At 61.2% G+C, this 23,330-nt stretch carries 23 protein-coding genes; 3 read left to right on the top strand and 20 right to left on the bottom strand.

The window, feature by feature from the left end; translation table 11 throughout:
* Positions 1–13: 13 nt before the first annotated feature.
* Positions 14–913, top strand: a complete 900-nt coding sequence (locus ACWHXD_RS07720; protein ID WP_138763385.1) for a polysaccharide deacetylase family protein — start codon at positions 14–16, stop codon at positions 911–913.
* Positions 914–1,045: 132 nt separating this feature from the next.
* On the opposite strand, the gene pcaC is transcribed toward ACWHXD_RS07720, so the two are convergent.
* The 11 genes from pcaC to pcaR form a co-directional block, all read right to left on the bottom strand.
* Positions 1,046–1,444 (bottom strand): 4-carboxymuconolactone decarboxylase, encoded by a 399-nt coding sequence (gene pcaC, locus ACWHXD_RS07715; RefSeq protein WP_138763384.1) that lies wholly within the window; start codon positions 1,442–1,444, stop codon positions 1,046–1,048.
* A gap of 10 nt (positions 1,445–1,454) precedes the next feature.
* Positions 1,455–2,246, bottom strand: a complete 792-nt coding sequence (gene pcaD, locus ACWHXD_RS07710) for a 3-oxoadipate enol-lactonase (protein ID WP_138763383.1) — start codon at positions 2,244–2,246, stop codon at positions 1,455–1,457.
* Positions 2,247–2,256: 10 nt separating this feature from the next.
* Positions 2,257–3,621 (bottom strand): 3-carboxy-cis,cis-muconate cycloisomerase, encoded by a 1,365-nt coding sequence (locus ACWHXD_RS07705; RefSeq protein ID WP_032893115.1) that lies wholly within the window; start codon positions 3,619–3,621, stop codon positions 2,257–2,259.
* 10 nt (positions 3,622–3,631) lie between these two features.
* The gene (locus ACWHXD_RS07700; RefSeq protein ID WP_032893116.1) at positions 3,632–4,927 is read right to left on the bottom strand and encodes an MFS family transporter; all 1,296 of its coding nucleotides are present in this window, start codon (positions 4,925–4,927) and stop codon (positions 3,632–3,634) included.
* A 210-nt stretch (positions 4,928–5,137) separates the two neighbouring features.
* Positions 5,138–5,704, bottom strand: a complete 567-nt coding sequence (pcaG, locus tag ACWHXD_RS07695; protein ID WP_138763382.1) for a protocatechuate 3,4-dioxygenase subunit alpha — start codon at positions 5,702–5,704, stop codon at positions 5,138–5,140.
* Between the two features lies 1 nt (position 5,705).
* Positions 5,706–6,410, bottom strand: a complete 705-nt coding sequence (gene pcaH, locus ACWHXD_RS07690; RefSeq protein ID WP_138763381.1) for a protocatechuate 3,4-dioxygenase subunit beta — start codon at positions 6,408–6,410, stop codon at positions 5,706–5,708.
* 21 nt (positions 6,411–6,431) lie between these two features.
* Positions 6,432–7,634 carry a 3-oxoadipyl-CoA thiolase gene (gene pcaF / locus ACWHXD_RS07685; RefSeq protein ID WP_169855585.1) on the bottom strand — a complete coding sequence of 401 codons (1,203 nt, stop codon included), beginning with the start codon at positions 7,632–7,634 and terminating at the stop codon, positions 6,432–6,434.
* Positions 7,631–8,410 carry a CoA-transferase subunit beta gene (locus ACWHXD_RS07680; RefSeq protein ID WP_044272685.1) on the bottom strand — a complete coding sequence of 260 codons (780 nt, stop codon included), beginning with the start codon at positions 8,408–8,410 and terminating at the stop codon, positions 7,631–7,633. Before ACWHXD_RS07680 ends, pcaF begins: the two co-directional genes overlap by 4 nt.
* Positions 8,410–9,267: a CoA transferase subunit A gene (locus tag ACWHXD_RS07675; protein ID WP_003189300.1), complete on the bottom strand. Its 858-nt coding sequence runs from the start codon at positions 9,265–9,267 to the stop codon at positions 8,410–8,412. Before ACWHXD_RS07675 ends, ACWHXD_RS07680 begins: the two co-directional genes overlap by 1 nt.
* A gap of 248 nt (positions 9,268–9,515) precedes the next feature.
* Complete coding sequence (gene pcaK, locus ACWHXD_RS07670; protein ID WP_032893120.1) at positions 9,516–10,856, bottom strand: 4-hydroxybenzoate transporter PcaK; 1,341 nt, start codon at positions 10,854–10,856, stop codon at positions 9,516–9,518.
* A gap of 145 nt (positions 10,857–11,001) precedes the next feature.
* Complete coding sequence (gene pcaR, locus ACWHXD_RS07665) at positions 11,002–11,844, bottom strand: pca regulon transcriptional regulator PcaR (protein ID WP_003189296.1); 843 nt, start codon at positions 11,842–11,844, stop codon at positions 11,002–11,004.
* A gap of 551 nt (positions 11,845–12,395) precedes the next feature.
* Here pcaR and ACWHXD_RS07660 point away from each other — a divergent pair.
* Positions 12,396–12,596, top strand: a complete 201-nt coding sequence (locus tag ACWHXD_RS07660; protein ID WP_003189295.1) for a hypothetical protein — start codon at positions 12,396–12,398, stop codon at positions 12,594–12,596.
* Positions 12,597–12,928: 332 nt separating this feature from the next.
* On the top strand, positions 12,929–14,404 hold the full coding sequence (locus ACWHXD_RS07655; RefSeq protein ID WP_003189291.1) for an inorganic phosphate transporter: 1,476 nt from the start codon (positions 12,929–12,931) through the stop codon (positions 14,402–14,404).
* Between the two features lie 531 nt (positions 14,405–14,935).
* Here the strand turns inward: ACWHXD_RS07655 and ACWHXD_RS07650 are convergent.
* The 9 genes from ACWHXD_RS07650 to acpP form a co-directional block, all read right to left on the bottom strand.
* Entirely contained in the window at positions 14,936–15,904 is a 969-nt protein-coding gene (locus ACWHXD_RS07650) for a GTP 3',8-cyclase MoaA (RefSeq protein WP_138763380.1), read from the bottom strand.
* Between the two features lie 139 nt (positions 15,905–16,043).
* Positions 16,044–16,709, bottom strand: coding sequence for a TetR/AcrR family transcriptional regulator (locus tag ACWHXD_RS07645; RefSeq protein ID WP_003189287.1), 666 nt, complete (start codon positions 16,707–16,709; stop codon positions 16,044–16,046).
* 445 nt (positions 16,710–17,154) lie between these two features.
* The gene (locus tag ACWHXD_RS07640; RefSeq protein ID WP_032893123.1) at positions 17,155–17,940 is read right to left on the bottom strand and encodes a TatD family hydrolase; all 786 of its coding nucleotides are present in this window, start codon (positions 17,938–17,940) and stop codon (positions 17,155–17,157) included.
* A gap of 62 nt (positions 17,941–18,002) precedes the next feature.
* The gene (locus ACWHXD_RS07635) at positions 18,003–18,992 is read right to left on the bottom strand and encodes a DNA polymerase III subunit delta' (protein ID WP_032893125.1); all 990 of its coding nucleotides are present in this window, start codon (positions 18,990–18,992) and stop codon (positions 18,003–18,005) included.
* Positions 18,985–19,617 (bottom strand): dTMP kinase, encoded by a 633-nt coding sequence (gene tmk, locus ACWHXD_RS07630; protein WP_098952521.1) that lies wholly within the window; start codon positions 19,615–19,617, stop codon positions 18,985–18,987. The genes ACWHXD_RS07635 and tmk overlap by 8 nt, the downstream gene beginning before the upstream one ends.
* Before the next feature lie 19 nt (positions 19,618–19,636).
* A complete protein-coding gene (gene mltG / locus ACWHXD_RS07625) occupies positions 19,637–20,773 on the bottom strand; it encodes an endolytic transglycosylase MltG (protein WP_138763379.1) in 1,137 nt (378 codons plus the stop codon).
* A gap of 1 nt (position 20,774) precedes the next feature.
* The gene (gene pabC, locus ACWHXD_RS07620; protein ID WP_098952524.1) at positions 20,775–21,590 is read right to left on the bottom strand and encodes an aminodeoxychorismate lyase; all 816 of its coding nucleotides are present in this window, start codon (positions 21,588–21,590) and stop codon (positions 20,775–20,777) included.
* Positions 21,590–22,834 carry a beta-ketoacyl-ACP synthase II gene (gene fabF, locus ACWHXD_RS07615; protein ID WP_138763378.1) on the bottom strand — a complete coding sequence of 415 codons (1,245 nt, stop codon included), beginning with the start codon at positions 22,832–22,834 and terminating at the stop codon, positions 21,590–21,592. The genes pabC and fabF overlap by 1 nt, the downstream gene beginning before the upstream one ends.
* A 111-nt stretch (positions 22,835–22,945) precedes the next feature.
* Positions 22,946–23,182, bottom strand: a complete 237-nt coding sequence (gene acpP / locus ACWHXD_RS07610; RefSeq protein WP_003175607.1) for an acyl carrier protein — start codon at positions 23,180–23,182, stop codon at positions 22,946–22,948.
* Positions 23,183–23,330 lie beyond the last annotated feature (148 nt).

The raw sequence follows: 23,330 nt of genomic DNA, 5'->3' as shown, positions 1-23,330 counted from the left end.
GGCCCTGCACGGCATGAAATCCTTCGCTACAGCAATCGCACTGTTTGCCCTGGCCTTGAGCCTGGCGGGCTGCATCAGCGCTCCCATCGCCCTGACGCCTCAAACCGAACAGCGCCTGCAAACCCAGGCGCCAATCCGCTTTCTGCTGACCTTCGATGACGGCCCTAGCGCCTCCGGCTACAACAACCCGAGCCGCTCGGTAGTGGCCGACCTGGCCAATAACCCGGTGCTGCCGGGGATCAAGGCGGTGTTTTTCCTGCAGACCGAGGCCGCTCGCTCAGGCGGCAGTTCCCGGGGGCGCAAGACCATGGAGCGTGAATTCGCCGCTGGCCATGTACTGGCCTTCCACACCGCCACGGCGTTTCACACCAACCATCGCTGGCTGAACGATGCCACCCTGGAACACACCCTTACCGAAGGTGCTGCGGACATTGCCGCCATCACGGGCGCTCCCCCCGTACTGGTGCGTCCGCCCTTCTGGAACTACGACAAGCGTACCTTCGCCGCCTACCAACGCCACGGCATGCAGGTACTGTTGACGGATTTGAGTGCCAATGACGGCAAGATCTGGGGTTTCAACGCCAGCCCGCGTCGGCGGGCCAACCTGTATCGACAATTGTCGGTGGTGCGCGAGCGTATTGCCGTGGGTGAGCTGCCGACGGTGGAGGGCGTGATACCGGTTGTGGTGACCTTCCATGACATCAACCGCTACACCGCGCGGCATATGCAGGAGTACTTGCAGATCCTGATGGACAGCGCGCGGGTCAACGGATTGAAGACCGCGGCAGAGCCGTTCTATACCGACCATGCCGCGCTGGAACGTGCGGCGTTGGCCCGTAGGGTCAAGGCTGTGAACGAGCCGGTGCATCTGCCGGGGGTGTGGAATTGGCTGTGGGATGCTGATTCCCACTGACACCCCAAACGTGTGACGATCCCCTGTGGGAGCTGGCTTGCCCTGCGATAGCAATCTGTCAGTCAGCCCAATATTGACTGGCCCACCGCAATCGCAGGCAAGCCAGCTCCCACATTTGATTGCATTTCATATTCAGCCTTGCTGGCGAGACTCCACGCCCAACTCATCCCACACGGACTCCGCCAGGTGAAACGTCGCATTCGCTGCCGGGATCCCGCAGTAGATCGCACTCTGCATCAACACTTCCTTGATCTCGGCGCGGGTTACGCCGTTGCTGGCGGCAGCACGCAGGTGCAGTTTCAGTTCTTCACTGCGGTTCATGCCGATCAGCATCGCGATGGTGATCAGGCTGCGGGTATGCCGAGGCAGGCCTGGGCGGGTCCAGATGTCACCCCAGGCGTGGCGGGTGATCATTTCCTGGAACTCGCTGTTGAACTCGGTCAGGGCATTGAGGCTGCGGTCGACGTGGGCATCGCCCAGTACTTCGCGGCGCACCTGCAGGCCCTCGGCGTAACGTTGTTTCTCGTCCACAAATAGCTCCTCAGCGGGCCAGCAGAAATTCGATCACCCGGACGCTGAACGCAGCACCGGCCTGAACGTTGGACAGGTGCGCCGCATAGAACTCGGCATACTCGGCACCCTGCACATGGCTCTGGATAAAGTGGCCACCGGCTGGCGGCGTCACCGCGTCTTCGGTGCCGGCAATCACCAGGGTCGGCACCTTGATCGAGGACAATTGCTCACGGAAATCCGCATCGCGCACGGCGCCGCAGTTGGCGGCATACCCCTCGGGCGACGTGGCCGCGAGCATGTCAGTGATCTGCTTGGCCTGATGCGGGTGGGCGGCGGCGAAATCTGCGGTGAACCAGCGCGCAATCGACGCATCGCGCAGCGCTACCATCGCGGCTGCGCCATCACGCAGGACCATTTCGATACGCGGGTTCCATACCTCGGGCGTACCGATCTTGGCCGCGGTGTTACACACCACCAGGCGTTGCAGACGCTCGCCGGCATGGATGCCCAGCCATTGGCCGATCAAGCCGCCCATGGACAATCCGCAAAAATGCGCCTTCTGGATCTCCAGCGCATCCAGCAGTGCGATCACGTCTTGGCCCAGTTGCTCAATGCTGTAAGGCCCCTCGGTCACCAGGGATTGGCCGTGGCCGCGGGTGTCGAAGCGCAGTACGCGAAAATGCTCGGTGAAGGCCGGAATCTGGATATCCCACATATGCAGGTCGGTACCCAGGGAATTGGACAGCACCAATACCGGTGCGTCGGCGGGCCCCTCGAGTTGGTAATGCAGTTCGCCCTCGGCGAGTTGTACAAAAGCCACAGCGTTCTCCTCAGGCAGTCAAAGCAAAATGTTCGGTCACTGCACGCGTAACCCAGGTGGACGCCTGGCCCAGGTAGTGGGCCGGGTCGAGCAGGCGGTCCAGTTCAGCCGCTGACAACTCGGCGGTGACGTGCGGCTCATCCGCCAGCACCGCGCGCAAATGGCGCTGCTCGGCGACCGCACGTTTGCAGCACTGTTCCAGCAGATGGTGCGCGGTGTCGCGGCCCAAGCGTTGGGCGAGCACGATACTCACCGCTTCGGCCAGTACCAGGCCCTGAGTCAGGTCGAGGTTGTGTGCCATACGTTCGGCATTCACCTCCAGCCCTTCACTGACCAGAATTGCCTGGTGCAAGGCACCGGACACCAAGCGGCAAATCTCCGGCAAGGTTTCCCATTCGGCGTGCCACAAGCCCAGGCTGCGTTCGTGCTCTTGAGGCATGGCGCTGAACATCGTTGCCACCAGGCCCGGTACACGGGTGGCTGCGCTGATCAGCACCGCGGCGCCCACTGGATTGCGCTTGTGCGGCATCGTGGACGAACCGCCCTTGCCCGGCGCCGAAGGCTCGAACACCTCCGCCGCTTCGGTCTGCATCAACAGGCTGATATCGCGGCCCAATTTGCCGAGGCTGCCGACGATCAGGCCTAGCAGGCTGGCAAACTCCACCAGACGGTCACGCTGGGTGTGCCAGGGTTGTTCCGGCAAACCCAGTTGCAACTCGGCGGCCAAGGCTTCGGCCACCGGCATGGCGTGTTCGCCGAGCGCCGCCAACGTGCCTGATGCGCCGCCAAATTGCAGCACCAGCAGGCGCGGCTTCAATTCGGCCAGGCGCTGGCGACTGCGCGTCACCGCGCCCAGCCAACCGGCGATTTTCATCCCCAGGGTGACCGGCGTCGCGTGCTGCAACCAGGTGCGCCCGGCTAAAGGCACGGTGGCATAACGCTGGGCCTGGGCGGCCAACACATCCCCCAGGCGAGCCAGGTCGGCCTCGATCAGCGCCACCCCACGGCGCAGTTGCAGCACCAGGCCGGTGTCCATCACGTCTTGGCTGGTTGCGCCCAGGTGCACATAACGCTCGGCGTCGGCGTCCTCACTGGCGATCAACTTGCCCAACGCCTTCACCAATGGAATCGCTGAGTTGCCCGCCGTGGCAATTGCGCTGCCAAGGGCATCCACGTCATACAGCGACGCCAGGCACGCCTGGGCAATCGGCGCGACGGCGGCCTGGGGAATCAACCCGACCCGGGCCTGCGCCCGGGCCAGTGCGGCCTCGAAATCCAGCATGCCCTGCAAACGCCCCTGGTCACAGAACACGTCGGCCATGCTGTCAGCGGTGAAATAAGCGTCGAACAGTTGATTGCTCGTGCGCAGCGTCATAACTCATCCCTTACAGATCGTGATGCAGGTACGCCGCCTGTTTCGGCAGGCGCAAGCTGAACAGGAAGGCCACCGCCATCATCGCGGTGACGTACCAATAAAAGGTGTTTTCCATGCCGATGGATTTGAGGCTCAGCGCAACCACTTCTGCCGAACCACCAAACACCGCGTTAGCCACCGCATACGCCAGGCCCACGCCCAAGGCACGCACCTGGGGCGGGAACATCTCCGCTTTGACCAGGCCGCTGATGGAGGTGTAGAAGCTGACAATCGCCAAGGCCAGGGTGATCAGCACAAAGGCCAGAAACGGGCTGGTCACGGTTTTCAAAGTCAGCAGGATCGGCACAGTGAACAGCGTGCCAAGGCCAGCAAACCAGAGCATCGAATTACGTCGGCCAATCTTGTCGGCCAACATGCCGAACAACGGCTGCATGCACATGTACAGAAACAGCGCGCCGGTCATGATGTAGCTCGACGTCTTGGCGTGCATACCCACAGTGTTCACCAGGTACTTCTGCATGTAGGTGGTGAAGGTGTAGAAAATCAGCGAGCCGCCGGCGGTGTAGCCCAGCACCGTGATGAAGGCTTTGCCGTGGTCGCGAAACAGCGCGACGATACTGCCGGCGTCCTTGTCTTCGCGCATTTCCTTGCTGGTGGTTTCTTTGAGGGTGCGACGCAGCAACAGGGAGATCACCGCAGCTATGGCGCCGATCACAAACGGAATGCGCCAGCCCCAGGCACGCAGTTCTTCTTCGGTGAGGATCTGTTGCAGGATCACCACCACCAGCACCGCCAGCAACTGGCCGCCGATCAGGGTCACATACTGGAACGAGGCGAAGAAGCCACGCTGGCCCTTGAGCGCGACTTCACTCATGTAGGTGGCCGTGGTGCCGTACTCGCCGCCCACCGACAAGCCCTGGAACAGCCGCGCCACCAACAGCAACGCCGGGGCCCAGGCACCGATGTCGTTATAGGTGGGCAGGAAGGCGATGACCAGGGAACCGCCGCACATCATCAGCACCGAAATCATCATCGAATTCTTGCGCCCGTGCTTGTCGGCCACCCGGCCAAACAACCAGCCACCGATCGGGCGCATCAGGAACCCGGCGGCAAACACACCGGCGGTGTTAAGCAACTGCACCGTAGGGTCGTCCGAGGGGAAAAACGCCGGGGCAAAATAAATCGCGCAGAAGGCATAGACGTAGAAGTCGAACCATTCGACCAGGTTGCCGGAGGAAGCACCGACAATCGCAAAGATCCGTTTGCTGCGTTCTTCTCCGGTGTAGTGGCTGGTTTTTGTTGTCATGTTTTTTTACTCAGTGGGAACGGTTATAGCCTAGACATACTTTGCAACAACCCTGTTCCGCAAGCAGACTTTTGGATAGGTGGAGCCTGGATGATCGTTCCCACGCTCTGCGTGGGAATGCCGCATGGGACGCTCCGCGTCCTGCCGTTCGCGGGTGACGCGCAGCGTCACGGATGCATTACCACGCAGAGCATGGGAACGATCGTCAACTCAGTAGTCGAAGAACACCGTTTCCTTATCTGTTCCCTGCAAAATCACATTCCACTGATAAACCCCGTCCGCATCCGCCTTGGCAATCAGGGTGCTACGACGTTCCGCCGGTACACACGCCAGCAACGGGTCATCGCCATTGAGCGCCTCACCGTCAAAATAAATCCGCGTCAGCAAGTGCTTCACCAACCCACGGGCAAACACCAGCACCACCAAATGCGGCGCCTGGGTGGTGCCCTTGAGCCCCGGCACACTGCCCGGCTTGATGGTGGTAAAGCGAAAACGCCCTTCGGCATCCACCGGCACGCGGCCGAAGCCTTCGAAGTTCGGGTCGAGCGCTTTGTCCTGCTCGTCTTCGGGGTGGGCATATTTGCCGGCGGCGTTGGCCTGCCAGACTTCCAGCATGGCGTCGTTGACGACATCACCGTTGCCGTCCACCACTTGCCCGCTGATCGCCATCCGTTCGCCAAGGGTGGCGGTGACGGTCAGGTCTTCACGGTTCAGCCAGGTCAGGCCAATGTGGTAATACGGCCCGACGGTGTGGGACGTGGTCGCGTTGAGTGTCATCTCATTTCTCCATCGGCGTGGCGTCGCGGCCGCGCAGGACGATGTCCCAACGGTAACCGAGGGCATAGGAAGGAATGGTTTTTTCCAGGTCGAAACTGGCGATCAAGCGTTGCTTGGCGCTGGTGTCCGGCACGCAGTTGTAGATCGGGTCGTACTCCAGCAACGGGTCGCCCGGGAAATACATTTGCGTCACCAAGCGCGTCAGCACACTGGGGCCAAACAGCGAAAAGTGGATATGCGCCGGGCGCCAGGCGTTGTGGTGGTTGCCCCACGGGTAGGCGCCGGGTTTTATGGTCTGGAACTGGTACCAGCCGTCGGCGTCGGTGACGGTGCGCCCGGTGCCGGTGAAATTAGGGTCCAGCGGCGCATCGTGCAGGTCACGCTTGTGGTTGTAGCGGCCGGCGGCATTGGCCTGCCAGATCTCCACAAGAATGCCCGGCACCGGCAGGCCGTTTTCGTCCAGCACACGGCCATGAATGATGATGCGCTCGCCTTGCGGCTCGCCGCCATGCTGGGCCGTCAGGTCGTTGTCCTTGTCGTTGATACGTTCGGCGCCGATGGTCGGGCCGGTGATTTCCGACAAGGAATGGGGCAGGAACACCAAAGGCTGGGACGGCGAACGCAGGTTCGTCGACTGGTAGGCCGGGTGCAGGTAATCAGGTTGGGTGCCCGCTTGCGGGCGCCGGTAACCGGGCTTGTCACTCATGGAGCAATCCTCTTTTAGTTATCAGACGCGTTCAATCGCCAGGGCCAGGCCTTGGCCGACGCCCACGCACATGGTCGCCAGGCCTTTGCGGCCGCCGGTTTTTTCCAATTGGTGCAGGGCCGTCAGCACCAACCGCGCACCACTCATCCCCAGGGGATGGCCGAGGGCAATGGCGCCGCCGTTCGGGTTGACCTGCGGCGCATCGTCGGCAATCCCCAGTTCGCGCAGCACCGCCAGGCCTTGGCTGGCGAAGGCTTCGTTGAGTTCGATCACGTCAAAGTCAGTGACCGCCAACCCCAGGCGCTCCACCAGCTTGCGTACCGCCGGCACCGGGCCGATGCCCATCACCCGCGGGGCGACACCGGCACTGGCCATGCCCAGCACACGGGCGCGGGCGGTGAGGCCGTGTTGCTTGACGGCCTCGGCGCTGGCGAGGATCAGCGCGGCAGCGCCGTCGTTGACGCCCGAGGCATTGCCGGCGGTGACGGTCTTGTCTGCGCCGTTGACCGGCTTGAGCTTGGCCAAGGCTTCCAGGGTGGTGTCCCGTGGGTGTTCATCGTGTTCCACCAGGGTTTCGCCTTTTTTATGGGCGACCCGCACCGGTACGATTTCCTCGGCGAAGAACCCGGCAGCCTGGGCGGCGGCGGTGCGTTGCTGGCTGCGCAGGGCGAAAGCGTCCTGGTCGGCGCGGGAAACCTGGTAGTCGTCGGCCACGTTATCGGCGGTCTGCGGCATGGCATCCACGCCGTACTGGGCCTTCATCAGCGGGTTGATAAAGCGCCAGCCAATGGTGGTGTCTTCCAACTTCATGTTGCGCGAGAACGCCGCGTCGGCCTTGCCCATCACAAACGGTGCACGGGACATCGACTCGACGCCACCGGCAATCGCCAGCTCCATTTCACCGCTGGCAATCGCACGAAAGGCGGTGCCGATGGCATCCATGCCCGAGGCGCACAGGCGGTTGAGGGTCACACCAGGAATACTTTCCGGCAGCCCCGCCAGCAGCAACGCCATGCGTGCCACGTTGCGGTTATCTTCACCGGCCTGGTTGGCGCAGCCGAGGAAGACTTCGTCTACGGCGCTCCAGTCCACCGATGGGTTGCGCTCGATCAACGCCTTGATCGGCAGCGCCGCCAGGTCGTCGGCACGCACCGTGGACAGGCCACCGCCAAAACGGCCGATAGGCGTGCGAATGGCATCACAGATATAAACCTCGCGCATCAGGCTTCTCCCGGTGCTTGGCCATGGGCAGCCGCGGTGCGCGCTTCGAGGTCACGCAATGCGGTCAGTTCGATCTCGGTGGGTTCAGCGGTGGTGCTCACCTGGTCGGCAAAGCGAATCGCCCAGCCGGTGGCGGCGACCACTTGCTCGCGGGTCACGCCAGGATGCAGCGCAGTGACCACGAACTCATGGCTGCCCTCCTCCGGTTCCATGATGCACAGGTCGGTAATGATGCCCACGGGGCCGGCGCCGGGCAGGCCCAGACGCTTGCGTGAGTCGCCACCTTCGCCGTGCCCCACAGAGGTGATGAAATCGAGTTTGTCGACGAACGAACGGGACGACTGCTTCAGAATGATCAGCACGCTCTTGGCGGAACCGGCGATTTCGGGCGCGCCACCGGCACCCGGCAAACGCACTTTGGGCTGGTGATAATCACCGACCACGGTGGTGTTGATATTGCCGAAACGGTCGACCTGGGCCGCGCCGAGAAAACCGACATCAATGCGCCCGCCCTGCAGCCAGTAGCGAAAGATCTCACCGGTGGGCACCACGGTGTCGGCAGTCTCCGCCAGCTCGCCATCCCCGATGGACAGCGGCAGCACGCTGGGCTTGGCCCCAATCGGGCCCGACTCGTAGATCAGCACCACATCCGGCGACGATGTCAGGCGCGCCAGGTTGGCGGCCTTCGATGGCAGGCCGATGCCGACGAAGCACACCGAGCCGTTCTTGAGGCGGCGTGCGGCGGCGACGGTCATCATTTCATTGGTGGAGTAAGCCATTACTTAGCCTCCTGCGCGGTGGCCAGCTTGGCCTGGAATTCACTGAAGTCGGCAGTGCCATGGATGTATTCGTCGATCCAGGCGGTAAAGGTCCCACGGTCACGGGCAATCGGGTCCCACGCCTGGTAGAAGCGGTTATCCCGCTCGTTGTAGCCGTGCGCGTAGGACGGATGCGCACCACCGGGTACGTGGCACACCGCTGTCAGCGCCCAGGTCGGCAGCACGCAGCTGTTCATCGGCGCATTCAGGTCGTCGACGATTTCCTCGACGGTGACGATGCAGCGCTTGGCCGCCAGCGCCGCTTCCTTTTGCACCCCCAGAATGCCCCAGAGCAGCACGTTGCCTTTGCGGTCGGCTTTCTGCGCGTGAATCACGGTGATGTCCGGGCGCACCGATGGCACCGCCGCCAGCACTTCGCCGGTGAAGGGGCAGGTGACGGTCTTGATCAGCGGGTTGACTTTGGGCAAGTCGGAACCTGCGTAAGCACGCAACACGGCGAACGGCAGGCCGGAGGCACCGGCGACGTAGGCATTGGCCAGGTCGGCGTGGCTGTGCTCTTCGATCTCCAGCGCTTGCGGCCATTGTTTCTCTACCGCGTCACGCAGGCGATGCAGGGAACCCACACCCGGGTTGCCGCCCCAGGAGAAAATCAACTTGCGTGCACAGCCGGCACCGATCAACTGGTCGTAGATCAGGTCAGGCGTCATGCGCACCAGTGTCAGGTCTTTCTTGCCCTGACGAATGATTTCATGGCCTGCGGCCGTAGGGATCAGGTGGGTGAAGCCTTCGAGGGCGACGGTATCGCCGTCGTTCACGAAGCGCTTGACCGCATCACGCAGGGTGAGGATTTCAGCCATGGGGTTGGGCTCCCGGTGTTGATCGAAAAAGGCGCTGAGGTGGCGCCGAAGTGCTTGAAGATTAAGCCGGGGAAATGGGCCAAACAATCCGATAATCGACTGAGTGTTCGATTATCGAACCGATTGTTACTTAACTAATCATCTGCAAGAACAGGGGCAATGTGGGAGCTGGCTTGCCTGCGATGGCACCTGTGGATTCAACACCGCTATCGCAGGCAAGCCAGCTCCCATAGGGGTAGTGATCGGTTTCAGGTGGCATCGGCATGGCTGACCATGCCCTTGATCACCACCGCTGCCGTGGCCAATGCCGCCGGAATCACCAGCGCCGTGAGCACCTGCTCGAAGTTCCAGCCCAGGCCCAGCAAGGTAGCGCCCATCCACGCCCCCAGGATCGCGCCGAAGCGGCCGATGCCGAGCATCCACGACACCCCGGTGGCACGGCCCTGAGTAGGATAGAAACGTGCCGCCAGGGATGGCATCGCCGATTGCGCCCCGTTGACGCACATCCCGGCGACCAGCACCAGGGTGGCCAACAGCGTGATGTTGCCCAGGCTCTGCCCCACCGCGTAGGCAAACACCCCGGCCAGCAGATAGAAAGTGCCGATCACTTTGTGCGGGTTGAACCGGTCCATCGCCCAGCCCACGCCCACCGCGCTCAGCACCCCACCAAATTGGAACAGCGCGCCGATAAACGCGGCCTGCTCCATGCTCGCGCCACTGTCGCGCATCAAGGTCGGGAGCCAACTGGTCAGCAGGTAAACGATCACCAGGCCCATGAAATACGTGAGCCACAACAGCAAAGTGCCAGCGCTGTAGGTGCCCGAGAAAATCACCGCGAACACATTGCGGGCCTTGACGGTTTTTTGCTCCGGCACGCTGAAGTGAGTGGCCTGGGCGACGATGCTTGGCTCGATAGGAGCCAGGGTCTTGCGCACCTTGTCGGTACCGCGATTGCGCACCACCAGGTAACGCGCCGACTCCGGCAGCCAAACCAACAGCACCACCGCCAGGATCAACGGCAGGATGCCGCCGATCAGTAACAGGCTGTGCCAGCCGAACGCGGGGATCAGCTTGGCCGAAATAAATCCACCGCCGGCCATGCCCAGGTTGAAGCCACAGAACATGCTGGTCACCAACAAGGATTTATGCCGCTCGGGGGTGTATTCAGAGAGCAAGGTGGTGGCATTCGGCATGCCGGCGCCCAGGCCCAGGCCGGTGAGAAAGCGCAGTACCAGCAACTGGTCGACATTGGTGCTGTAAGCCGACGCCAGGCTGAACGCACCAAACACCAACACCGCGCCGACCAGCACGACTTTGCGGCCAAAACGGTCGGCCAGCGGGCCGGAACCGAGTGCGCCAAACACCATGCCGATCAACGCGGCGCTCATCACCGGGCCGAGGCTGGCGCGGTCGATGCCCCAGTCCTGGGACAGCGCGGGCGCGATAAAGCCCATGGCGGCCGTGTCGAGGCCGTCGAGAAAGACAATCAGGAAACACAGGATCACGACGCGCCACTGATAGCGCGAAAGTGGCTGGGTGTTGATAAAGGACTGTACGTCCAAGGTGGTACCGACAGAAGGCTGATTCATTATTTTTATTCCACACCGATGGCGGGCTGACGGCCTGGGGCCGTCGTTCTTATTGGGCAGCTCCTCAGAGCGCTGCCGCACATTAATAAGCCAAGGGAAACACCGTCAATCGAGCCAGCCGGGATCTGTGCGGTCACCGAACAGCTTAGGCAAACAGTTGCGCACTCAGCTCACGGCTGGCGCTGAGCATGCTCGGCAAAAAGCGCTGCTCCAACTCGCTGCGGCTGACCCGGCCGGCGTGGGTGCTGACATTCAGCGCGGCCAACACCTGGCCAGACGCGTCATACACCGGCACCGCGATGGAACGCAGGCCCTGCTCCAGTTCCTGGTCGACAATGCACCAGCCCTGCTGACGCACCTGTTGCAGGCATTCAAATAACGCTTGCGGCGTGGTCAGGGTGCGGCTGGTCTTGGTTTGCAGGTCGGCATGGTCGAGGTAATCCTGCAGCGAGGCATCGTCGAGGGCGGCCAGCAGAATGCGGCCCATGGACGTGCAATATGCAGGCAAGCGCCCGCCTACCGACAGGTCAACCGAGATCAGGCGCTGGGTGGTGGCGGAGCGGGCGATATAGAGAATGTCATCGCCCTCCAGGGTCGCCATGTTGCAGGCTTCATGCAGTTGCTCGCTCATGCGGTCCAGATAAGGCTGGGCCGAGACAGCCAGCGGTGTGGACGACAGATAGGCATGACCGAGGGTCAGCACCTTGGGCAACAACGAATAGGTGCGCCCGTCCGTGGTGGCGTAGCCGAGCTTGATCAAGGTATGCAGGCAACGGCGCACCGCAGCGCGGGGAATTTCCGTGCGGTGGCTGATCTGGGCGATGGTCAGGTGACGCTTGCGCTCCTGAAATGCCTGCACCACGGCCAGGCCACGGGCCAGGGACGTCATGAAATCCGGATCACCGGTGAATGCCTGGATGCGCTTGGCCGGTGAAGCCACGATCGGCGGCGCCACTGATGCAAAGGAGTTGCGCAATTGATCGTTCATTTCAAAGGGCCTTCTCTTGTTATCACCACGGGAGGGTTGGCGGCTATTACAAGCCGTGCCGGTCGCACCGCACAAGCCAGCGGCGGCAACATTGGGCGATTATCGGACGATCATGCGATTATCGCAATTTGGCGCAGCCCCACCCGCTCACGTTTCAGATTTGCCTGATGCCCCTGCAAAGTGCCCACACTTACCCTGCCAACAGAATGAATACAGACATGAAGATGACGGTGTTCACAAATAATGCGGCGGTATGTAACAAACTCCAAACACGTCGTTGACGCTTTTTAACTTCATGATGATAGTGTTATTCAAATGCGCCGCTATAATGCAACCTGTGCAGAGGTCAGCCCGGTATCACCATCGGGAGTGGAGCTCACCAGGCATTGCAGGCTTCAGGCAGCGCCGGTCACAAGTACTCGCTTAAAAGAACGGCCCTCAGGCCCGTGTACCAACTTGAACGGTTCGACTGTTTTATTTGGCATCGCCCGAGCACGACTTTCAGGCATGACGCTGCGCAATCAATAAACTCAACTCAATTAGGTAATACTGTGACGAAAGATGAACTGCGCGCGGAACTTGAGCGCCAGGAGCAACGTTACAAGGATGTCTACGGCGGGGAAGTCACCACCTACGCCGCGCAACCCGAGCCGGAACGCAAGCCATGGCGTAAACGTGCCAGCCTGCTGGACCAGGCATTTGCCCAGGAAATCCAAAAGATCGAGCAGGAACTCAAGACCGAGGAGCCATAAGCGCTTCGGTTCGAGCTTCAAGGGTCGTGCTGTCTCTGCCGGTGCAGTACTGGCAGAGGGCACCTGCTTTAGCGTCCGCTGGTCAGTAACCTACATCCACCTACGAAATTTCATACAAATGTTTCAGGCATGGCATTTTCATGACAAAAGCCCGCTTTCTGCGGCCTGCGCTTTATAAATCAAAGACTTGCCAAAGCCCCGAAAACCCTGGGATGCGTGCGTCTTGCCGCATTTTTTTCCAGGAAGATTGTTACCGATGAGCAGCTAATGCATCGATTACTGATGTTTTCTGGCATAATCGCGCCCCCTTACGACCGGGTCAGAAAACCTTCATGATCGATTTATTCAGCGGACTGGATGCTTGGGTTCTCGTGAGCCTGTTGCTCGCCCTGGCCTTTGTCCTCGCCTTCGAGTTCATCAATGGCTTTCATGACACCGCTAACGCGGTGGCCACAGTCATCTATACCAAAGCCATGCCGCCACACTTGGCCGTGTTCTTCTCCGGGGTGTTCAATTTCCTCGGCGTATTGCTCGGTGGTGTCGGTGTCGCCTACGCCATCGTGCACTTGCTGCCGGTGGAGTTGCTGATCAATGTGAACACCGGCCATGGCCTGGCAATGGTCTTCTCGTTGTTGGCGGCGGCAATCACCTGGAACCTGGGCACCTGGTACTTCGGTATCCCCGCCTCCAGCTCCCACACCCTGATCGGCTCGATCCTCGGTGTCGGCCTGGCCAACGCGTTGATCAACGACATCCCCCTGGCTGACGGTGTGAACTGGCAGAAGGCCGTGGATATCGGCGCGTCGCTGGTGTTCTCGCCGATGGCGGGCTTCCTGGTCGCCGCCCTGGTGCTGATCGGCCTGAAGTGGTGGCGCCCGCTGTCGAAGATGCACAAGACCCCAGACCAGCGCCGCAAGCTTGACGACAAAAAGCACCCGCCGTTCTGGAACCGCCTGGTGCTGGTGATTTCGGCCATGGCTGTGAGCTTCGTGCACGGCTCCAACGATGGCCAGAAAGGCATCGGCCTGATCATGCTGGTGCTCATCGGTATCGTGCCGGCGCAGTTCGTATTGGACCTGGGCAGCACCACCTACCAGATCGAACGTACCCGCGACGCCACCCTGCACCTGAACCAGTTCTACCAGCGCAACCACGAGACCCTCGGTGAGTTCCTGGCCTTGGGCAAAAGCGTGAAGGATGATCTGCCGGGCAAGTTCCGCTGCAACCCGCAGCAGACCGAACCGACGATCAACGCGCTGCTGGGCACCCTCAAGGGCGTCTCGGACTACCACTCGCTGACCGCCGACCACCGCATCGAAGTGCGTCGTTACCTGCTCTGCCTGGATGACACCGCGAAGAAAGTCGGCAAGCTGCCAGGCCTGGACTCCCGTGAGAAGTCCGACCTCGACAAGCTGCGCAAAGACCTGACCGCCACCACCGAGTACGCCCCGTTCTGGGTGATCCTCGCGGTCGCACTGGCCCTGGGCCTGGGCACCATGGTGGGCTGGAAGCGCGTGGTGCTCACCATCGGTGAGAAGATCGGCAAGCAAGGCATGACCTATGCCCAGGGCATGTCGGCGCAAATCACCACGGCCACCATGATCGGCTTTGCCAATATCTTCGCCCTGCCAGTGTCCACCACTCACGTCCTGTCTTCTGGCGTGGCGGGCACGATGGTTGCCAACAAGAGCGGCCTGCAAGGTGGCACGGTCAAGACCATCCTGATGGCTTGGGTATTGACCTTGCCAGCGACCGTAGGCCTCTCGGCCGGGTTGTTCTGGTTGGCGTCCAAGGCATTGGGCAACTGATAGCCAGCCGGCAATAAAAAAGGTGCGATCCGCGAGGGCCGCACCTTTTTTTATGTTCCAAGCGCACCGTAGCCCACCTGTGGCAAGGCATCTTGCCCCCGTGGCGACCGGACAGCCGACGCCTATCTACCTGACGCCCCGCGATCAAACTGTGGGAGCTGGCTTGCCTGCGAAGACGCCCTGACAGTCGACACTGTTATACCGAGTACATATCCATTGCTGCGGTAACGGCCACTTAGGGTTCCGCCCAACGGCGGCTCACTTTTGAAAAGAGCCGGAATGCCGGCCCAGCCAAAAGTAAGCAAAAGGCTCTTGCCCCACCACTCGGCACCTCGCTTAGGCTCGGTGTGCCCGTAATCCGCCAGCGTGGTTTGACGGGGCGCCTGAGATCAAGATCAAAAGCAGATCAAGAGCGGCTCGCTTCGCATCATGGTTACCGTCGGTGGCTATAACCTTGAAAGTTGCAAGGATCTATAAGCATCGCAGGCAAGCCAGCTCCTACCACTGATGTGCAACCGAATTAAAACGGCATCAGCCGCCGATGATCTTCATGATCGTGGCACCGCCGGAAAACGCCACTTCCTGCTTGTCAGCCAAGGCTTTCATCAACAAGCCCTGCAACGCCGGCAACGCCTGGTGACGCGGTTGATCGAGCAAGTCACCGACATAATGGCGATTGCTGGACGACAGGCACCCATGCAGCCAACCGGTGGAGGATAATCGCAACCGCGAACAGGTGCGGCAGAACGGTACGCTCTCGTTGGCGATCACGCCGAAGAAGCCCTTGCCCGGCACTTCATAACGTACCGCTGTCGCATCGACGGGCGCGTTGGCTTGCAGGTATTCATGTTGTTCGCCGATCAAGCTGAGCAGCTGTTGCAAACTGACGAACTGTTGCAGGAAGGCGTTGGAGTCTTTGGCCAGGTGCCCCATGCGCATCAGTTCGATAAAGCGCAGCTCGTAGCCACGCTCCAGGCAGTAATCGAGCAGCGGCATCACCTGGTCCAGGTTCTGGCCGCGCAACGGCACCATGTTGACCTTGATCTTGATCCCGGCAGCACTGGCCTGATCCATGCCATCGAGCACGGTGGCCAGGTCGCCGCCACGGGCGATGCTGCGGAAAGCTTCGGCATCCAGCGTGTCGAGGGAGACATTGATGCGCCGAATGCCGGCAGCCACCAGCAACGGCAGTTTGCGCGCCAGCAGTTGGCCGTTGGTGGTCAGGCTGATGTCGCTCAGGCCCATCTGCCCTACCGCGCCCATGAAGGCTTCCAGCTTGGGGCTGACCAACGGCTCACCGCCAGTAATGCGCAAGCGCTCGATACCCGCCGCTTCGATCAGGTACGCCACGCCTCGGGCCATGGCTTGGGCCGACAGTTCATCCTGGGCAGCCACCAGCCGCTTGCCGTCGGGCACGCAATAGGTACACGCATAATTGCAGGCTGAAGTCAGGCTGATCCGCAAATTGCGAAAACGCCTGCCTTGACGATCAACGATCATGGATCACTCCGGCAGAGGATAATTCGGGCGCGCTAAAAGCTGACTCATAACTCAGCTTTTAGCAAGGTCCTTGCCTGAGTATATTCCTGGGTTACTGCGCCTGGCAGTAAATCATTGCGCCATCACAGTGGCGAATGACTTAGGTGGCAGGGGTTTCGCCGCTCTTCTCGGCGCCCGGCAGTTCCGGGCTGTGCTTGCGCTTGTTGCCCATGCGCACGCCGATGTCCATCAGGAATTGGAAGAAACCTTCCTGGTCTTCCAGCACATTGCTCCAGAACGGCGAGTGGTACAGCGCCACGGCGCCATGCACCAAGGCCCAGGCGGCGCAGTAGTGGAAATACGGTGGCACGTCTTCAAGCTTGCCTTCGCTGATACGGCCCTTGATCAACAGGGTCAGGCGTTCGAAGTTCGAGGCGCGGATCTTGTGCAGTTCCTCGACCATCTCCGGCACTTGGTGACCTTTGACCACCTTTTCTTCCAGGCGGTCGAACAGGCGATAGCGCTGCGGGTCACGCATGCGGAACTCGAAGTAAGCGCGGGAAAGGGCTTCCTTGTCTTTGTCGACATCGGCCGAGTGCAGCAACTCGTTCAAATCGCGCTCGTAGTCGAGCATCAGGCGCAGGTAGATTTCGGCCTTGGACTTGAAGTGTTTGTAGATCGTGCCTTTGCCGATACCCACGGCATCCGCAATCATCTCGACGGTGACGCTGTCTTCACCTTGTTCGAGGAACAGCTTGAGCGCGGTGTCGAGAATTTCCTGCTCACGGCGGCGAAACTCACGGACCTTACGGGGTTCTTTGTGCATGAGGAAGAGTCTGCAAAGGTCGGAAATAGGGAGGGTTGCGCAGCGCCATGGATACGTGGCGATACGATTTACCCGATGCGAGGGATTATCCCGACTGAACGGTCGTTGGGCAATGTCTATGTGAACCCGTCAGGCACATAACTTTCAATGCGCCAACGATTTCTTGGTTATCAGTCAGAAATAATACGCAACACCTGAACCTGCCCATCAGCGCAATGAGAACTCAAGCGAAGGCGGCGTATTCCAAATCTGTTTAAAAAACGATCAATCGCGACTGGACTGAATGGGATAGTGGTCAATACTTCAACTGTCGGCGCGACATCTCCCCCAAGTGACGCGTCGACCTGGGTACCGACGGACTGCGTGCCCTTGTTTTACTCCTAATGGTCTTAGCCCGGATTCACCCCCCAGAACCCGGGTTTTTTTTGCCTGCGATTCAGCCGCTCTAACCGGCTACGTGGGCCAGCGGGAACAGGCGCTTGAAGTTTTCAGTGGTCTGCTCGGCAAAACGCTCGTAAGGCTCACCGCGCAGCATCGCCAGGTAATCAGCCACGTCACGTACATATTCGGGCAGGTTCGGCTTGCCGCGATGGGGGATGGGGGCCAGGTACGGCGAGTCGGTTTCCACCAGCAGGCGGTCGGCGGGCACCTGACGGGCCACATCGCGTAGCGCGTCGGCATTGCGGAAGGTGACGATGCCCGACAGGGAAATATAGAACCCCAGGTCCAGAGCGGCCTTGGCCATGTCCCAGTCTTCGGTAAAGCAATGCAGCACACCAGCCTGCGGCAACGCGGCTTCACGCAGCAAGGCCAGGGTATCGGCACGGGCGCCTCGGGTGTGGACGATCACCGGCTTGCCCGTCTGCTGGGCGGCTTGCAGGTGCAGGCGGAACGAGGCCTGCTGCAACTCGGCAGCTTCAGGCTCGTAGTGGTAGTCCAGGCCGGTTTCGCCAATGGCCACGACCCGCGGGTGGTTGAGTTCACCCAGTAACCAATCGAGCGCCGGGGCTTCGCCAGGCTTGAGGTCCAGCGGGTGGATGCCCACCGAGCAATCGACGTCGGCGTAGCGATCAGCCAGGGCTTTGACGTCGGCGGCGTTATCGGCGCTGACGCCAATGCACAGGAAGTGCCCTACCCCACGCTGGCGGGCCGCTTCAAGGGCGGCGTCGAGGGAGCCGCCGTGCTGGGCAAGGTCGAGGCGATCAAGGTGGCAATGGGAATCTACGAGCATAGGAATCAGGGCTTAAGTCACAAAAGAGGTAGGGCCAACGATACACCCGTCGGCCACGGAATTTAACGGCGCCCGAGCAGGCCTACCCATTGCACCAGCAATGCCTCGAGCAACAGCACGCGGTTGAGGTTGGCCTTGCCGAGGACTTTCTGGCGCTGGGCGAGGATCCAGTCCTGGATGTTCAGCACTTTGTCCTGGGCACTTTTTTGCGCCAGGTATTGCACGACCTTGCGCATATCCGCCAGGCCCAGGCCGCTCTCATCCTGGGTAAGCTGATAGCGCAGGATCAGGCTGGACCAGTCGCAGAACCAGTCGAACAGCAGCAACAGCGGAATGTCCTTCCAGGCGCTTTCGGCCAGTTGCGTGGCGGACAGTTCCTGCTTGAGCAGCTTCTTCACGCCATCCACGACCAGTGCACGCTGTTCGCGCACGCCCTGGGCCTGCAGCTTCACCGCCGCCAAGGGCGAACCGGCCGCCAGGGTCAGCAACTCGCCACGCTCTTCTGCGCTGCATTCGGGCAAGGCCTGCGCCAGCCATTGCAGGCTCATGGCCTCGCTGGGCAACGGGCAAGCCTGCTGCACGCAACGGCTGCGAATGGTCGGCAACAAGCGGCTGGATTGGTGGCTCACCAGCAACAGCACGGTATCGCCGGACGGCTCTTCAAGGCTTTTGAGCAAGGCGTTGGCCGCGTTGATGTTCATCGCCTCGACCGGCTCGATCAGCACCACTTTGCGCCCGCCCATCTGCGCGGTCTGCACCACGAAGCTGACCAGGTCGCGCACCTGGTCGACCTTGATGGCCTTGTCCGCTTCCTCGGGTTCCAGCACATAGTTGTCCGGGTGACTGCCAGCCTTGAGCAACAGGCAGGACTTGCACTCGCCACATGCCTCCAGATTGACCGGGCGTTGGCACAACAGGCTGCCCATCAGGCGTTCGGCGAGGTGGCGTTTACCGATGCCCACCGGCCCATGCAGCAGATAGGCGTGGGCGTGCTGTGCGCGCCCCGCCAGTTGCTGCCAGAGGCCGTCCTGCCACGGGTAGGACTCAGCCACGGCTACGCTCCAACAGGGCGGGCAACAGCGCGTCGATAGCCTGCTGCACCTGGTTCAGCGGCTGGGCGGCGTCCAACAGGTAATAACGTGCGGGCTCAGCCTTGGCGCGCTGCAGGAAAGCACTGCGCACCGCATCAAAAAAGGCCTGGCCTTCCAGCTCGAAACGGTCCAGGCGGCCCCGCGCACTGGCGCGGGCCATGCCCACTTCCACCGGCAGGTCGAACAACAGGGTCAGGTCGGGGCGCAGATCGCCTTGCACGAAAGTTTCCAGGGTGGCGATACGCTCCAGGGACAAACCCCGGCCCCCGCCCTGATAGGCGTAGGTGGAATCGGTAAACCGGTCGCAGATCACCACGGCACCCCGCGCCAGGGCCGGGCGAATCACTTCGGCCAGGTGCTGGGCACGGGCCGCAAATACCAGGAGCAATTCGGTGTCCGGGTTCATCGACTCGTCACCCGTAGCCAGCAGGACTTCGCGAATGCGCTCGGCCAACGGCGTACCGCCCGGCTCCCGGGTCAGCACCACCTCGATTCCCTGCGCCCGCAGGCGCTCGGCCAGGTAGTCACGGTTAGTGCTTTTGCCGGCGCCTTCCGGGCCTTCCAGGGTAATAAACAAGCCAGTCACAGGCAGTCCTTAGTCAGAGTCATTGCGGGCTTTGCGGCGCGGTAGTGTCCGGCGCGGGCTCGATCGGTGCGTCGGGGGCAGGTGCATCGCTGGAAGGTGCCGAATCTTCCAGCGGTTTCACCACCGGCGCCGGGCTGGAACGGTAATCGGCACGGCGCTTGAGCTGGAACTCACGCACGGCAGCATTATGCGCATCCAGGTTATCCGAGAATATATGGCTGCCATCGCCACGGGCGACGAAATACAGGCTGCTGCCCGGCACCGGGTTCAGCGCGGCATGAATCGCCTCGCGGCCGACAATCGCGATGGGCGTAGGCGGCAGGCCGGCGACCATGTAGGTGTTGTAGGGGTTGGCTTCCTTGAGGTGGGCACGGGTCAATTTACCGTTGTAGCGCTCACCCAGGCCGTAGATCACGGTGGGGTCGGTCTGCAGCAGCATACCGATCTTCAGGCGACGCACAAACACACCGGCAATCTGCCCGCGCTCCTGGGGCACACCGGTCTCCTTTTCCACCAGGGACGCCATGATCAACGCCTGGTAAGGGTCGGTGTAGGGCGCGTCGGCGGCACGCTTGCTCCACTCCTGGGCGAGTACATCGTCCAGGCGGTTGTAGGCCTTTTTCAGGAATTCGACATCGGTCATGCCGCGGACAAAACGGTAGGTGTCGGGGAAGAACCGCCCTTCAGGAAACACACCTGGGTGGCCGAGCTTATCCATCACTTCGCTGTCCGTCAGGCCCGCGAGGGTCTGCACGATCTTTTCATGCTTGGCCAGGGCGGTGCGCACCTGACGGAAACTCCAGCCCTCCACCAAGGTCAGGCTGTACTGCACCACTTCGCCGCGCTGCCACAGGCCGATCAAACCCTCGGCGGTAAGGCCCGGGCTCATGCGGTACTCGCCGCTGTGCAGCGGCTGGCCTTCGAGGTTGAAGCGCCAGTACAGACGCAGCCAAAAGGCATCGTCGAGCACGCCGTCGGCTTCCAGACGATTGAAGGTGCCCGTCGGCGTCGCGCCAGCGGGTACGTCGAGCAACTGCTCCTGAGGCAGCTTCAGGGGCTGCTTGAGGGCAGAGTCGAGTTTCCAGGCCGAAAAGCCCACGAGCAACGCCGCCGAGACCAGGCTGATCTGCAGCAGTAACACCAGTTTTCGTATCAACTCAAATATCCAATAGCGCGCGAACAATGCCCTGCAGTTTACGGGTGAGTGGCCCAACCGGCCAGCTCATCGCAGCGCAGCCACGCACCGGCCAAATGCCATATACGCTGTTGCAAACGAAGACTTCATCGGCCTGTTGCAACTGCTCCACACTGATGTCGGCCACGGCCACCGGGACGCCCAGCGCTTGTGCCTGGGCCAGCACTTCGGCGCGCATTACGCCGGCAACGCCACAACGGCTCAGATCAGCGGTTAGTAACAAGCCATTGCGCACCAGGAAAAGATTGCTGAATATCCCTTCGATCACCCGACCAGACATGTCCAGCATGAGGCCTTCGGCATGTTCGGTATCTTGCCACTCGGCACGCGCGATCACCTGCTCCAAACGATTGAGGTGCTTGATACCGGCCAGCAGCGGCTGCTGCGCCAAACGCGTGGCACACGCAAACAGGCGCACGCCTTCGACTTCATGAGTGGGTGGGTAAACAGCGGGCGCACTGCCCTGCAAGATGCGGCGCACCGGTGCGCCAGGGTTGATGCCATAACCGCGCAAGCTGTCGCCACGGGTAAGGATCAATTTGAGAATACCGTCGCCAAGGCCGGCAGCGAAGGTCAGCACTTCGTGGCGAATCAACCCGTGATCCACCGCCAATGCCAAACGCCTGCAACCCTCTTCCAAGCGTTGCAGGTGACGGTCGAGCAGCAACGGCTGCCCGGCCTTGACGGCGATGGTCTCGAATACCCCATCGCCATACGCCAGGCCGCGATCTTTCAGGGGCACGTTGTCCGCTGGCTGACCGTCGACCCAGCTGTGCATCATTCGGCGAACCGGCGAAACACCAGGGAACCGTTGGTGCCACCGAAACCGAACGAGTTGGAAATCGCCACGTCGATCGGCATGGGTTGCGCTTCGTGGGGCACGAAGTTCAGGTCGCAGCCTTCGTCAGGCTCGTCAAGGTTGATGGTCGGCGGAGCGACCTGATCCCTGATTGCCATCACACTGAAGATCGCCTCGACCGCGCCCGCCGCACCCAACAGGTGGCCGGTCATGGACTTGGTGGAGCTGACTGCCAGCTTGTAGGCATGCTCACCGAACACCGACTTGATGGCCTCGGCTTCCGCCAGGTCGCCAGTCGGGGTCGAAGTGCCATGGGCGTTGATGTACTGCACCTGGTCGGGGTTGACCTTCGCATCGCGCAGGGCATTGGTGATGCAACGCGCAGCACCCGCTCCGTCGGACGGCGGTGAGGTCATGTGGTAGGCGTCACCGCTCATGCCAAAACCGATCAGTTCGGCGTAGATGGTGGCGCCACGCGCCTTGGCGTGCTCCAACTCTTCAAGCACCAGCGCACCGGCACCGTCGGACAGCACGAAGCCGTCACGGCCCTTGTCCCACGGACGGCTGGCACGGGTCGGCTCGTCATTGCGGGTCGACAGCGCACGGGACGCGCCGAAGCCGCCCATGCCCAGGCCGCACGCGGCCATTTCGGCGCCGCCGGCGATCATCACGTCAGCTTCGTCGTACGCGATGTTGCGTGCCGCCATGCCAATGCAGTGGGTGCCGGTGGTGCACGCCGTGGCGATTGCGTAGTTAGGTCCCTGTGCCCCCAGGTGGATGGACAGGAAGCCGGAAATCATATTGATGATCGAGCCCGGTACGAAGAACGGTGAAATTCGACGTGGGCCAGTCTCATGCAGCGTACGGCTGGTTTCTTCGATATTGGTCAGACCGCCAATACCCGAACCCATGGCCACGCCGATGCGGTCACGGTTGGCGTCGGTGACTTCCAGGCCGGCGTTACGCACTGCCTGAAAACCGGCAGCCAGGCCGTACTGAATGAACAGGTCGAGCTTGCGGGACTCTTTGATCGAGAGATATTCCTCGACATTGAAGCCCTTTACCGAGCCGCCAAAACGGGTGGAATAGGCAGAAAGGTCCGTATGTTCGATCAGACCAATACCACTGCGGCCAGCCAGAATGCCCTGCCAACTGCTCGGCACATCCGTACCCAGTGGCGACAACATACCCATACCGGTGACTACGACGCGTCTACGCGACACAGCACTCTCCTTTTTCTAATGACGACACTTTTTCATCGCCGCTAAAGAAAAAACCGCACGCCGTTACAGCAGTGCGGTTTTTCCCTGATAGCAAGCGACGACTACAAACTATTACGCCTGGTGGCTAGTAACGTAGTCGATGGCAGCTTGAACAGTAGTGATTTTTTCAGCTTCTTCGTCCGGGATTTCGGTCTCGAATTCCTCTTCCAGAGCCATCACCAGCTCAACGGTGTCAAGGGAATCGGCACCCAGGTCTTCTACGAAGGAAGCAGTGTTGACCACTTCTTCTTCCTTAACGCCCAGTTGCTCGGCGACGATTTTCTTGACGCGCTCTTCGATGGTGCTCATACCTTGTTTAACTCCTAATGGACAAATTCAGGCAGCTGGCCAGTGGGTAAGTGTATAGAAAGCCATTTCAGCTTTTCAACTGAAAGCTTCACCCTGTACCCGGTCGACCACCTGCCTATAAATTAAGTTGCAGCTTTATAACGGATTT

Source organism: Pseudomonas fjordensis (genome assembly GCF_976987115.1).
The sequence above is the reverse complement of the archived record's forward strand: the minus strand, read 5'-3'. Positions and strand labels throughout refer to the sequence as shown.